We start from the raw sequence: 12,305 nt of genomic DNA on the forward strand, positions 1-12,305 counted from the left end.
GCACACCGCACGCGGAACACTCGACCAACGAGGCACTCGCCGGGCTCGGCGTGTCCCTCGCGGTGAACGCCGGCCCTTGGGAAGGAATGATCGGTGAGCGCAGGCTCGGCACGGGCGCGGCGGGAGGACCTGCCGAGCGAGGTGCGGGAAGCGGTGCGGGAGCGGCTCGGTTCGCCGGTGGTGGACGTCGTCCACCCGGAAGGCGGTTTCACCCGGGGGCTTGCCGCGCGGGTGAGGTGTGCCGGGGGCGGCGAGGTGTTCCTCAAGGCCTCGCCGCTCGGTGCGCGGATGGCGTCGCACTACAGGGCCGAGGCGGTGGTCGGGGCGCATCTGCCGACTGCGATCGCTCCGGAGCTCCTGTGGTCGCTGGAGGCAGGCGGCTGGGTCGTCAACGCCTTCGAGTCGGTGCGGGGCAAGGAGCCCGGCCTGTGGCCCGGGTCGGCGGATCTGATCGGTGCGCTGGACGCGGTCGGTGGGCTGGAGCGCGAGCTGACGCCGTGTCCGGTGCCCGAGGCCGGTGCGGTCGGGGAGACCCTGGCGGCGTTGGCAGGACACTGGGTGCGGCTCGCGGCCGGGCCGGCCGGGTGGGCGGGGCAGGGCCGGTGGACCGCCTCGCAGCGTGCCCGACTGGAAGACCTGGACAGAGCGGAGCGGCTGGTGGAACCGTCCGCCGGGGACACGCTGGTCCACTGCGACCTGCGCGCGGACAACATGCTGACCGAGACCGGCACCGGGCGGGTCCGAATCCTGGACTGGTCGTGGGGAGCACGGGGCGCCGCGTGGGTGGACGCGGCGTTCTTCGTCCCGCAGCTGATCCTCGCCGGTCACAGTCCGGCGGGCGCGGAAGTTGCTCTCGCCGCCCGGGTTCCGGCCTGGCGCGCGGTGGATTCCGAGACGGCGAGCGCGTTCGCGGTGGCCCTCACCGGCTACTGGACCTGGCACCACGCGCACGGCCCCGGCGGTGCGCTGGGCGCCTACCGGGGCCGTGCGGCGGAGGCGGGCCGGAAGTGGATCGGCCACCGGCTCGGCTGAGCGGAGGCGTCCGGGGCAGGCCCTGGCCGGGGAGGTGCCGGAGGGCGCCGGCCTTGAGAGGTCTCTCCGGGGCGGTACCTGCCGCTGCCGGTCAGCCCGTTCCGGGCTCCTCCCGCCGACCCGTGTGCTGCACGACGCTGTCCGGCCCCGGGTACGCCAGTGACTCGTGACCGTCCGCGTAGCGCAGCCGGTACGGCGGGGTGCCGCGCGGGCCTCGTACCTCGACGATCTCGGCGACCCGGTCGGGGCGGCCCACGGTTCTGCCGTGGGTCAGCAACCGGTCTCCGGTGTGTGCCTCCACGGGAAACGACCTCCTCTTGGACGGCGGTCCCTGTGTCGACAAGTCTATGACCGTGCGGCCCGGCTTTCGCGGGGGCGCCGGCCGCCGGTCCGCTGGGTCGCCGCGATGCAGACGAGCACGGCCACCGCCGCGAGCGGGGCGGCGGGGACGAGCTCCTCGCCGAGCAGCAGGAACGACCAGACCAGCGTCAGCAGCGGCTGGGCCAGTTGCAGCTGGCTGGCGCGGGGGGCGCCGATCTCCGCCATGCCCCGGTACCAGATGTACAGCCCGACGAACGTGGACCCGGCCGCCGCCCAGACCAGGCCGGCGATTCCGTGCCCGGTCAGGTGCACCGGCTCGTATACCAGCGCCACCGCGCTGCCCGCCATCGCTACCGGGAGCGAGAGGATCAGTGCCCAGCCGATCACCTGCCAGCCGGGCATCACCCGCGCCAGCCTGCCGCCTTCCGCGTACCCGGCCGCGCACACCACCAGCGCACCGAACAGGTACAGGTCCCCGGCCGAGAGCGCTCCGCCGCTCTGCCGGATCGTGAACGCGAGCACCACGGCGGCCCCCGCGAGCGCCGCGATCCAGAACGCGCGGGGCGGGCGGGAGCCCGTGCGCAGGGACGAGAACACCGCCGTGGTCAGCGGCAACAGCCCCACCACGACGGCCGCGTGCGAGGAGGTCGTCGTCCTCAGCGCGAGCGTGGTCAGCAGCGGGTACCCCGCCACCACCCCGCCCGCCACGATCAGCAGCCCGCCCAGGTGGCGGCGGCCCGGCCACGGACTGCGGGCCGCCAGCAGGACCGTGCCCGCGATCAGCGCGGCCAGCACACTGCGCAGCGCCACCAGCGACCAGGGCCCGAAACTCTCCAGCCCCCACACGGTGGCGGGGAAGGTCAGGGAGAAGGCGACGACGCCGAGGGAGGCGAGGACGAAACCGGACCGTTCGGAGGCCGGGACGGCGGGAGCGGCCGTGGAGAGGGAAGCGGAGGAAGCAACGGGGGCGGCAGGGGCGGTGCTGGGCGCGAGCGCTATCGTCCCGGAATGGGTAGCGCTATTGTCGGCTCTCATGAACGAGCGTAGCAGTGTGGGGGAGTTGGCGGAATCCCTACGTGAGGAACTCAACCGCTACTCACCCGGTGGAAAGCTGCCGTCGAGTCGGGTACTCGTCGAACGCTTCCGGGTCAGCCCGGTCACCGTCACCCGGGCCCTCGCCCAGCTGGCCGCCGAGGGGCTGGTCGTCACCCGTCCCGGCGCCGGGGCCTTCCGTGCCCGGGCGCGTACCACCGCACCGGCCCCGGGCGACACGTCCTGGCAGGAGGTCTCGCTCAGCGGCGACGGCGGACCCGAGGTGGTGCCCCGCACCGTCGACGCCTCGGGGGTCCTCGTCACCCTCGCCGCGCCCCCACCGGGAGTCATCGAGTTCAACGGCGGTTACCTCCACCCCTCCCTCCAGCCCGAACGGGCCCTGGCATCCGCCCTCGCGCGGGCCGGCCGCCGCCCCGGCGCCTGGGACCGGCCGCCGGTGGACGGCCTGCCCGAGCTGCGGGCCTGGTTCGCCCGGGAGATAGGGCCCGGCGTCGACGCGGCCGACGTCCTCATCACCGCGGGCGGCCAGAGCGCGCTGGCCACCGCGCTGCGCGCGCTCGCTCCGCCCGGCGCTCCCGTGCTCGTCGAGTCGCCGACCTACCCCGGCATGCTGGCCGTCGCCCGTGCCGCCGGGCTGCGGCCCGTCCCCGTACCGGTGGACGCCGACGGAGTGCGGCCCGAGCTGCTGGACGCCGCGTTCCGCGCCACCGGCGCCCGGGTGTTCGTCTGCCAGCCGCTCTTCCAGAACCCGACGGGCACCGTTCTCGCCCCCGGGCGAAGAGCCGAGGTGCTGCGGATCGCGCGGGCGGCCGGCGCGTTCGTCGTCGAGGACGACTTCGCCCGCCGTCTCGCCCACGAGGACGCCGGCCCGCTGCCCCCACCGCTGGTCGCCGACGATCCCGACGGGGTCGTCGTGCACGTCTGCTCGCTCACCAAGGCCACCTCGCCGAGCATGCGCGTCGGTGCGCTCGCCGCGCGCGGACCGGTGCTGGAGCGGCTGCGGGCGATCCAGGTCGTGGACAGCTTCTTCGTGCCCCGACCGCTCCAGGAGGCTGCCCTCGAACTGGTCGGATCGCCCTCCTGGGGAACCCATCTGCGCTCCGTGGCCGCCGAGTTGGCCCGCCGCCGCACCCTGCTCGCCGGTGAGCTCCGCCGCTCGCTGCCCGGACTCGACCTGCCGCACGTGCCGTCCGGCGGCGGCAGCCTCTGGCTGCGCGTCCCCGGCCACGGCGGCAGTGGCGCCGAGGAGGCCGCGTTCGTCTCCGGCGCCCTGCGCGCCGGGGTCGCCGTGGCCCCGGGACGCCCGTACTTCTGCGCCGAACCACCCTCCGCGCAGGTCCGGATCAGCTTCGCGGCGGCCTCCGGCGCGGCCGAGATGGCGGAGGGGGTCCGGCGCCTGCGCCTCGCGTACGACACCCTCGGAGCCTTCGGGGAGTGACCGCAGGCGGCGGTGCGGGCGGACGGGAAGTGGGTGGACAGGTCCACGGGGGCGTCCCGGACCGGGTCGCGGACGTTCCGCCCGCAACCGCAACCGCAACCGCAACCGCAACCGCAACCGCAACCGCAACCGCAACCGCAACCGCAACCGCAACCGCAACGCCCCCGCACCGGCCACCAGCGCCGCCGCACCGCCCTCGCCGGGCCGTCCGTCGATCAACCGGGCGAACGGTGCTGCTGCTCAGTACCCCCGGCAGACCCGTCGGCGAGCTGGTTGCTGCGGTCGATCTCCGGCATGTGCGTCTCGGCCCAGTCCCGCAGGGCGGAGAGCGGACCTTCGAGGGACAGGCCGAGCTCGGTGAGCCGGTAGTGGACGGCGGGTGGCACGGTGGGTTCCACTCGGCGCGCGACCAGGCCGTCGCGGACGAGGCTCTGCAGGGTGACGGACAGCATCTTCGGTGAGATGCCGGAGATGCGACGCCGCAGCTCCGCGAAACGGAGCTCGTCCGGTGCCTCCTCGGCCAGTACCTTGACCACCATCGATGTCCACTTCGTGCCGATACGGTCGAGCAACTGGCGGGTCGGGCAGAGCGGATTCAGCACATCGCCCCGCTCGCCGGGCCGCCGACCGGGTTCACCGGGGCGTGATGCGGTCACTCCGGGCTCACCACCTGAAGGGAAAGTGCCGTCTTGGAGGAGCCAGGGTAGTTCCTTAGCGTGAGGTGGTCACTCGTCCTCACCACCTTCGGAGCCCCTCCATGCCCGAGCTGCGGCGCGTCCCCGTCAACGGTGTCGAACTGAACGTCGCCCTGGCCGGGTCGGGCCCGGCCGTCCTGTTGCTGCACGGTTTCCCGCACACCTGGGAGGTGTGGACGGACGTCATCGCCGGCCTGTCCGGCCGCTACCGCGTCATCGCGCCGGACCTGCGCGGGTTCGGTGCGAGCAGCGGGACCGGCTCTGGGTACGACGGGACCGGCTCCGGGTACGACGCGGGCACCTTGGCCGAGGACGCCGCCGCGCTTCTCGCCGCGCTCGGCGTGTCCTCGGCCGCGGTGGTGGGCATCGACGCGGGTACGGCGGTGGCCTTCCTCCTCGCCCTGCGCCGCCCCGCCCTTGTGCGGCGCCTGGCCGTCATGGAGTCCGTCCTGGGCGGGCTGCCCGGCGCCGAGGACTTCCTCGCCGACGGGCCACCGTGGTGGTTCGGCTTCCATTCCGCCGCGCCGGGCCTTGCCGAGACCGTACTGGAGGGCCACGAGGCCGCCTACGTCGACTGGTTCCTGAGCGCCGGCACACTCGGTGACGGAGTGCGCCCCGCCCTCCGGGACGCCTTCGTCCGCGCGTACACCGGCCGCCGGGCGCTGAGCCGGGCGTTCTCGTACTACCGGGCGCTGCCCGAGAGCGCGAGACAGATCGAGCAGGAGGTCGTCACCGCCCGCCTGACGGTGCCGACGATGGTGGTGGGCGCCCGGCCCGTCGGTGCCGCACTGGAACGCCAGCTCCGCCCGATCGCCGACGATCTCACCGGACACCTCGTCGAAGACTGCGGCCACATCATCCCGCTGCACCGGCCGCACGTCCTGCTCTCGCTGCTGCGTCCATTCCTCGCCGGTGAGGACGCGAAGGGGACGTGACCGGGCCCGGGAGCCTGTCTTCCGATGCCTGCCCTTGGGTCGTAGCCCGTGATCTCGGCGGTGAGAGGTGCCGAAGGGACAAGTGGCCGGCATCGATCGTCCGGACGTGATCGGTCACGACAGCGGGGAGACGGTTCTTGCTCCGGCCGCCCGAGCCCGCCGGTCCGAGCCCGCCTGCCCGAGCTGCCCGCCCGAGCCCGCCGGCCCGAGCCCGCGAGGACGCGGCCATCGCGGCCTCGCTCGACTTCGGTGTGTACGAACGGAAGTCCGGCACGCAGGTCGGACATGCGTGCGTGGTGACCGACCACGTCACCTTCGCCCGGCTCCGTGACGTCTGCGTCGACCCGGCGGCTCGTGGGCGGGGACTCGGCGTACGACTGGCCGAGGCGGCACGCGATCACCTCGCCCCGGCCGGTGCCCGCAGAATCCCGCTCGCCACGGGCGACGCCCGCGGGGTGTACGCCAAGGCCGGTTTCCTCGGGCTGGAGAAGCCCGGCCGGCGGATGGCTCCGGCCAACGGACAGCGCCCCTCCCGCAAGGATTCGCCCGCGACGGGACGGACCGTGAGCGACCCGGCGCCGGATTGCCAACTCCCTTGACTGCGAGCCCTCTTGACCCGGTGGGCTGTCGGCCCCACGATCGCGGCCATGAGTGTTCGGGTTTCCCTCGTGGCGGCAGCGCGAAGCTCGTCCCTGCTCGCCGAGCGCTTCGACGACGACCGTCCGCTCGACCACGCCGGATGGCGCGAGGTGCAACTCGTCGCCCACGCCCTGGTCCCGCTCGGCGCGGCCGACCTCCGCTACTGCGCACCGAGCCCCCGCAGCCGGGCCACCGGTGACGCCCTCGGCTACGCCCCCATGGCCCAACCCGATCTGAGAGAGTGCGACATGGGGCGCTGGCGGGGCATGACCCTGGCGGAGGTCGCGGCCCGTGAACCCGCCGCCGTCGACGCGTGGCTGGCCGATCCCCGCTCCGCGCCGCACGGCGGCGAGCCGCTGCTCGGCTTCATCACGCGCATCGGCCACTGGCTCGACACCCGCCCCTGTGACGGCGGTTCCATCGTCGCGGTGGCCGAACCCCCGGTGGTCCGCGCGATCCTCGTCTACGCGCTGAAGGCCCCGCCCTCGGCGTACTGGAACATCGACGTGCGCCCTCTCTCGACGGTCACTCTGGTCGGGCAACCGGGCCGCTGGAGCCTCTCCCTGGAACCGCCGGCCCGCTGACGTACCGAGCCCTCGCCGGAAGGGTGAAAACCGGTGCGACCGGGGTGGAGATCGGTCACAATCCCGGACATGCAACGGTTTGCGGAGATGTTCACCGATCCCGGCAGCGACCCACGGGTCGAGGTCCCGACGCAGAGCGACGAGCGGACCATGCTCGTCGCCTCCCTGCGCCGCCAGCGGGACACCCTGGTCCTGAAGTGCTCCGGGCTCGACCCCGAAGCCATGGCCATGCGGTCCGTGGACTTCTCCGGGCTGTCCCTGCTGGGGCTCGTCCGGCACCTCGCCGACGTGGAACACCGTTGGTTCAGGCAGCGGTTGGCCGGCCAGGAGGGGGCGGCGCCCTTCTCCACGGTGGACGAGCCGGACGGAGCGTTCGACCGCGCGGTCCCCGGAGCCGCGCGCACCGCGGAAGCCTGGCGGGTCTGGCGGGAAGAGGTCGACTTCGCGGAGCGCTTCGTCGCCGAGGCCCCCGATCTCGACGTGTCCGCCAACGACCCCTGGCAGGGGCGGATCTCGCTCCGGTGGGTCCTGCTGCACATGGTGGAGGAGTACGCGCGCCACAACGGCCACGCCGACCTGCTGCGTCAGGGGATCGACGGCGCCGTGGGGCTTTAAAGCGTGTTGCGAAAGTCCCGCCTGTCCGGCGACGCCCGGCACGCACGCTCGCCGCGTTGTCGGGATCACCCCGATACATCCAGTATCGGGGCGACCCTCCGCCTTGCGATCGCACGCACCGGACGCCGCCGGACCCGCCCCACGGGCGGACGGCGCTACTTCCGCAACACGCTTTAGGGCGTGTGTCGGAAGCCCCGCCTGTCCGGCGACGCCCGGCACGCTCGCCGCGTTGTCGGGATCACCCCGATACATCCAGCATCGGGGAGGCCCTCCGCCGTGCGATCGCACGCACCGGACGCCGCCGGACCCGCCCCACGGGCGGACGGCGCCACTTCCGCAACACGCGCCAGGACCTCGGGTTCCGGGCGGGCCCGCGGCGTCGCGCGACTCGGTACAGGCCCTGTCCGGACCGGTGCGACACCTTCCCGTCCGCCGGACCGGTCGGTATGTTGCGGGGTCCCGGGCCGGACAGCCCGGGACCCCGGTGGCGCCGGGCCCGCAACTCCGCGACGCCCAGAGCCGGTTCTGCCGCCGGAGGACGACGCGGGCCCCTGCTCCCGGGGCCCGCCCAGGACGAGGAGGCCACCGTGGCGCAGGTCCGAGGCCACTGCGACGAACGGTTCGCCCGCGTGCGTACCGCGTTCGAGGAGAACTTCGCCCTACGCGACGAACTGGGCGCGGCCGTCACGGTCCTGGTGGACGGCGTGCCGGTCGTCGACCTCTGGGGCGGATGGGCGGACCGCGCGCGTACCCGCCCGTGGGAGCGGGACACCCTCGTCAACGTCTGGTCCACCACCAAGGGCCCGACCGCGCTCTGCGCCCACGTTCTCTCCGACCGGGGCCTGCTGGACTTCGATGCCCCCGTGGCCACCTACTGGCCCGAGTTCGCCGCGGCGGGCAAGGAGAACGTCAAGGTGAGCGATCTGCTCTCGCACCGGGCCGGTCTCGCCGGGCTGCGCGAGCCGCACTCGCTCGCCGACCTCTACGACTGGGAACTGACCACGTCCCGGCTGGCCGCGACCGAGCCGTGGTGGGAACCCGGCACCCGTTCCGGCTACCACGCGCTGACGTACGGATTCCTCATCGGCGAGGTCGTCCGGCGGATCAGCGGCGACCTGCCCGGGGAGTTCCTCCGGCGCGAGGTCACCGGCCCCCTCGGCATCGACTTCACGGTGGGGCTGCCGGAGAAGGAGACGGACCGGGTCGCCGAACTCGTCACGACGAGGGCCTCGCCCGCCCAGGCCGCGTTCTTCGCGAGCCTGCCCCCGGTGGCCGTCGCCTCCCTCGCCAACCCCGGCACCGGAGCGGCAGCGGCCAACACCGCCGCGTGGCGGGCGGCTGAGATCCCGGCGGCGAACGGCCACGGCACCGCCCGCGCGGTCGCCGCCCTCTACGGCATCCTCGCCGGCCGGGGCATGCTGTCCGGCCGGCGCGTCCTGTCCGAGAACGCGGCCGAGCGGGTACGGGAGGGCCAGGGAAGCTGCCGCGATCTGGTGCTGGGAGCCGGGTTCGCGCACGAGACGGAGATCGCCCTCGGCGTCTGGCTGAGCGGCCCGAACGCCTCCTACGGCCCCAACCCGCGAGCCGTCGGCCACGACGGGGCGGGCGGCTCCTGCGGACTCGCCGACCCGGAGTCGGGGGTGGCGCTCGGCTACGTCATGAACCGGATGGGAGTCGGGCTCGCCGACGACCCGCGCAAGACGGCGCTGGTCGAGGCGGTCTACGCGTCCCTCTGACCCGGCCGGGAACGCCCCCGGAGACGAGAACGCGCGGGCCGACGGATCGTGTCGGGCCCGCGCGTTCCTACCGCCGCCGCGCGCGAGGTCCTTCGCGGGAGGTGGCGGGTGGCAGGGAATCCTTAGAGGACACCACTCGACGCGATGGTGATCTTCGCCGAGGTGCGGCCGCTCTGGGAGCCGAGGGACTCGATCTTCTTGACGAGCTCCAGGCTCTTCTCGTCCGCGACCTCACCGAAGACGACGTGCTTGCCGTCGAGCCACGAGGTCACGATGGTGGTGATGAAGAACTGCGAGCCGTTGGTGTTCTTGCCGGCGTTGGCCATCGAGAGCAGGCCCGGCTTGGTGTGCTTGAGCGTGAAGTTCTCGTCGGCGAACTTCTCGCCGTAGATGCTCTTGCCGCCCGTGCCGTCACCGCGGGTGAAGTCGCCGCCCTGGAGCATGAACTCCGGGATGACACGGTGGAAGGAGGAGCCGGCGTAGCCGAAGCCCTGCTCACCGGTGCAGAGCGCGCGGAAGTTCTCCACGGTCTTCGGGACGACGTCGTCGAACAGGTTGAACGTGATCCGCCCGGCGGGCTCGTCGTTGATGGTGATGTCGAAGTAAGTCTGGATGGTCATAGAACCATCCTGACACTTCTCGGGCCGGACCTCGTGCGGAGGGGGGTCCCAGCGCGGCCCGGCGGGTCGGCGGATGCCGGAAAAACCTTTCAGTGCCCGTTGCCGCGGCGTCCTCGCGGGGACGGCAGCGGGGCCTGCCGGTCGGCTTGGACGCGGATCTCCTGGTGAGCGGCGTACGAGGTGGTCCGGAAGGCCTCCTCGTACGAGGCCAGAGCCGCACCCATCGCCGCCCCGGCCGTCCCCCGGCGTCGCACCCGGGCCGCGAGCGCGCCGAGGAGGCCCATGACGGCGGTCAGACATCCGGCGACGATCAGCAACGGCAGGAGCGCGCCCATGGGGCGAGCGTAGCGAGCGTGGGGCCGGGGCGGCAGGGCTCCGACGGCTACCGGCCGCGCGGCTTTCCGCGCTTGGCCCCCTTGGCTCCCCCCGCGCTCTTTCCGCCCTTGGCCCCGCCGCCCGACCCGCCCCTCGGATTGCGGGACGACGGCTTGCCCGTGGCGGCGCCGCGACGCTGCCCACCCGCGGCCGGCCGCTTCTCCTGCTTCGGCTGCGCAGGAGTGGGGGTACGCCCGCGCGAGCTGTTCACCGTGCGTCCCCGGACGATGCCGATGAAGTCCTCGACCATCTCGGTCGTCTTCTCCTGCGGCCACGAGAGCGCGATGCGCGACTCCGGGACGTCCGTCATCGTCCGGTAGGTGAGGTCCTTGCGGTGGTGGAGCCGGGCGAGCGACTGCGGCACGACCAGAAGGCCGATCCCCGCCGCGACCAGCGCCACGGCGTCCTCCGTCGTCTCCGGTCGCTCGAACGCGGGCAGCCCCGGCGGGCGCTCCCAGCCGAGCGTGTCGTCGAGCGGGTGCAGCACGATGTCCTCCGCGAGGTCCTCGGCGGACACCTCCTCCGCTGCCGCGAGAAGGTGGTCCTTGGGGATCACCACCACCGAGGTCTCGGTGTACAGGGGGATCGCGCTGAGCTCCTCACGGCCGACCGGCAGGCGTACGAAACCCGCGTCGGCACCGCCCTCCAGCAGCAGCCCCGGGGCCTCGCCGGTGGCTACGGAGACCAGCTCCAGCGGGATACGGGGGAAGCGCTCTTTCCAGATGCGCACCCACTTGGAAGGCGTCACGCCCGGTACGTAGGCGAGGCGGAACGAGGGGGATGCGTCGGAGCCAGTCACCCCGCCAGGTTACCGGCCCCGCCCCCGGGGAGCGTCCGGCGGATCACGGCCGGGACAGTGGCCGGGACACCGCCGCGGACGCCCGGCGTCACCGGTGTGGTCGGCGGCCTCGCACACGCTCGCTACTCTTGAGACATGACCTCGCACCAGACACCCCAGACGATGAAGCCCGCCACCGCGGCGAAGAAGCTGGGTGTGTACCTCGAAGCCACCCCCGCCGAGTTCCAGGAGGGTGTGGTCTCGCGCAGCGAGTTCAACGCGCTGCAGGCCGAACCGCCGGCCTGGCTGGAGGAGCTGCGCCGCAACGGCCCGCACCCCCGCCCGGTCGTCGCCGCGAAGCTGGGCGTCTCCATCTCCGGCCTCGCCCGCGGTGGAGTCACCGAGCCGCTCACCACCGAGCAGATCGACGCCCTCAAGAACGAGATGCCGGAATGGCTGAGCGCCGAGCGCGCCACCCAGGCCGACGTCCGCAAGGAGGCCGTCCGCATCAAGGAGCGGAACGCCGAGCGTGCCGCGAAGGCCGACTCCTGATCCGGACCGCACACTCCCGCCCGGCCGCCGGCACACCTCGCGCGGTCGGGCGGAGCCGTACCCGCCCGGCGGTGCGGACCGTACCGGCCAGGTGAATCGGAGCCGTACGGCCCGGAGGGCCTGACGCGGACGAGCGGATGACCTGACGGCAGGACAAACCGGTGGCCCCTTCCCGGCGCCGCGCGACAACGCCGTGCATCACCTCCTGCTCGGGCTCGCCGCCAACCCTCCGCCGGCCTCCCCACTTGATCGACCGGTTCCTCGCGCACGAGGACAGAACCGCTCTCCTGCGAGCCGGGCGTCGCCGGACAGGCGGGACTTTCGACACACGCCCTCACAGGCGAGGCGCCTGGTCGCGGCGCATGAGGACTGTGCGCTGGTGACCATGTCCACGGCGGTCCGGGTGTTCACGGCGGCCGACGTCGACCCGGCGCGGTGGCCTCTCGTCGCGCTCCGCCCGCTGGAGGCCGGCGCCGGTTCCCCTTCCTGGGTCCGCCGTCTCGCCGCGACCTCCGATGCCTGGCAGCGCGAATCGCCGGCCGCCCTCCCCGACCTCCCCGACGACGTGACCGGGACACTCGCCGGGGACCCCGGTGTCCGGGTGGTGGCCGAGCTCGCGTTCTGGCCGCGTTCCCGGAGGAGCCGGCGCTGCGCGCCCCGCCCGTGCGGAGGGTGCTCCGCGCGGTGGGCCGGCCGGTCCGGGGCGCCGCCGGCGTCGCTGGTCGCCTGCCCGGCGGACCCACGGGCACGGATCGAGGCGGTCCGCCACCCGTCCCTGCCGCGATCCGTGATCGTCGGGCTGCTCGACCACCCCGACCACGCGACGGCCCGGTCTGCGGCGGCCGGCCCCGCCCTGCCGGACGGCGAGACGGTCCGGCTCCTCCCACCGCCCGGCCGCCCAGGACTCCGTGACACGACGTAGCGTGCAGGTG

15 protein-coding genes are annotated in these 12,305 nt (G+C 73.6%); 9 read left to right on the forward strand and 6 right to left on the reverse strand.

What is annotated here, in order from left to right; translation table 11 throughout:
* Window positions 1–93 precede the first annotated feature (93 nt).
* Complete coding sequence (locus ACFWEP_RS03905; protein WP_387365100.1) at window positions 94–1,032, forward strand: phosphotransferase family protein; 939 nt, start codon at window positions 94–96, stop codon at window positions 1,030–1,032.
* A 91-nt stretch (window positions 1,033–1,123) separates the two neighbouring features.
* Here ACFWEP_RS03905 and ACFWEP_RS03910 read toward each other — a convergent pair whose 3' ends face one another.
* Entirely contained in the window at window positions 1,124–1,333 is a 210-nt protein-coding gene (locus ACFWEP_RS03910; protein WP_387365103.1) for a DUF1918 domain-containing protein, read from the reverse strand.
* 44 nt (window positions 1,334–1,377) lie between these two features.
* Complete coding sequence (locus ACFWEP_RS03915) at window positions 1,378–2,388, reverse strand: DMT family transporter (RefSeq protein ID WP_387365105.1); 1,011 nt, start codon at window positions 2,386–2,388, stop codon at window positions 1,378–1,380.
* Here ACFWEP_RS03915 and ACFWEP_RS03920 point away from each other — a divergent pair.
* Window positions 2,387–3,844 carry a PLP-dependent aminotransferase family protein gene (locus ACFWEP_RS03920; RefSeq protein WP_387365107.1) on the forward strand — a complete coding sequence of 486 codons (1,458 nt, stop codon included), beginning with the start codon at window positions 2,387–2,389 and terminating at the stop codon, window positions 3,842–3,844. The genes ACFWEP_RS03915 and ACFWEP_RS03920 overlap by 2 nt on opposite strands.
* 215 nt (window positions 3,845–4,059) lie before the next feature.
* Here ACFWEP_RS03920 and ACFWEP_RS03925 read toward each other — a convergent pair whose 3' ends face one another.
* On the reverse strand, window positions 4,060–4,500 hold the full coding sequence (locus tag ACFWEP_RS03925) for a winged helix-turn-helix transcriptional regulator (protein ID WP_387365110.1): 441 nt from the start codon (window positions 4,498–4,500) through the stop codon (window positions 4,060–4,062).
* A gap of 101 nt (window positions 4,501–4,601) precedes the next feature.
* Between ACFWEP_RS03925 and ACFWEP_RS03930 the strand changes: the two genes are divergently transcribed.
* The 5 genes from ACFWEP_RS03930 to ACFWEP_RS03950 all read left to right on the forward strand — a co-directional run bounded on the left by ACFWEP_RS03930 (window position 4,602) and on the right by ACFWEP_RS03950 (window position 9,048).
* The gene (locus ACFWEP_RS03930) at window positions 4,602–5,474 is read left to right on the forward strand and encodes an alpha/beta fold hydrolase (RefSeq protein WP_387365113.1); all 873 of its coding nucleotides are present in this window, start codon (window positions 4,602–4,604) and stop codon (window positions 5,472–5,474) included.
* Window positions 5,475–5,611: 137 nt separating this feature from the next.
* A complete protein-coding gene (locus ACFWEP_RS03935) occupies window positions 5,612–6,073 on the forward strand; it encodes a GNAT family N-acetyltransferase (protein WP_387365116.1) in 462 nt (153 codons plus the stop codon).
* 48 nt (window positions 6,074–6,121) lie between these two features.
* Window positions 6,122–6,697, forward strand: coding sequence for a histidine phosphatase family protein (locus ACFWEP_RS03940; RefSeq protein WP_387365119.1), 576 nt, complete (start codon window positions 6,122–6,124; stop codon window positions 6,695–6,697).
* Between the two features lie 69 nt (window positions 6,698–6,766).
* Window positions 6,767–7,312: a DinB family protein gene (locus ACFWEP_RS03945; protein WP_387365122.1), complete on the forward strand. Its 546-nt coding sequence runs from the start codon at window positions 6,767–6,769 to the stop codon at window positions 7,310–7,312.
* 587 nt (window positions 7,313–7,899) lie between these two features.
* Window positions 7,900–9,048, forward strand: coding sequence for a serine hydrolase domain-containing protein (locus tag ACFWEP_RS03950; RefSeq protein WP_387365125.1), 1,149 nt, complete (start codon window positions 7,900–7,902; stop codon window positions 9,046–9,048).
* Between the two features lie 122 nt (window positions 9,049–9,170).
* On the opposite strand, the gene ACFWEP_RS03955 is transcribed toward ACFWEP_RS03950, so the two are convergent.
* The 3 genes from ACFWEP_RS03955 to ACFWEP_RS03965 form a co-directional block, all read right to left on the reverse strand.
* Window positions 9,171–9,668: a peptidylprolyl isomerase gene (locus tag ACFWEP_RS03955; RefSeq protein WP_387365128.1), complete on the reverse strand. Its 498-nt coding sequence runs from the start codon at window positions 9,666–9,668 to the stop codon at window positions 9,171–9,173.
* A gap of 89 nt (window positions 9,669–9,757) precedes the next feature.
* A complete protein-coding gene (locus ACFWEP_RS03960) occupies window positions 9,758–10,003 on the reverse strand; it encodes a hypothetical protein (protein ID WP_387365132.1) in 246 nt (81 codons plus the stop codon).
* 47 nt (window positions 10,004–10,050) lie between these two features.
* On the reverse strand, window positions 10,051–10,842 hold the full coding sequence (locus ACFWEP_RS03965) for a LysR family substrate-binding domain-containing protein (RefSeq protein WP_387365135.1): 792 nt from the start codon (window positions 10,840–10,842) through the stop codon (window positions 10,051–10,053).
* A gap of 135 nt (window positions 10,843–10,977) precedes the next feature.
* Between ACFWEP_RS03965 and ACFWEP_RS03970 the strand changes: the two genes are divergently transcribed.
* Window positions 10,978–11,373: a DUF5997 family protein gene (locus ACFWEP_RS03970; RefSeq protein WP_387365138.1), complete on the forward strand. Its 396-nt coding sequence runs from the start codon at window positions 10,978–10,980 to the stop codon at window positions 11,371–11,373.
* A 379-nt stretch (window positions 11,374–11,752) separates the two neighbouring features.
* Entirely contained in the window at window positions 11,753–12,295 is a 543-nt protein-coding gene (locus ACFWEP_RS03975; RefSeq protein ID WP_387365141.1) for a hypothetical protein, read from the forward strand.
* Window positions 12,296–12,305 lie beyond the last annotated feature (10 nt).

The organism is Streptomyces sp. NPDC060198 (assembly GCF_042728415.1).
In the GTDB taxonomy this organism is placed as follows: domain Bacteria; phylum Actinomycetota; class Actinomycetes; order Streptomycetales; family Streptomycetaceae; genus Streptomyces.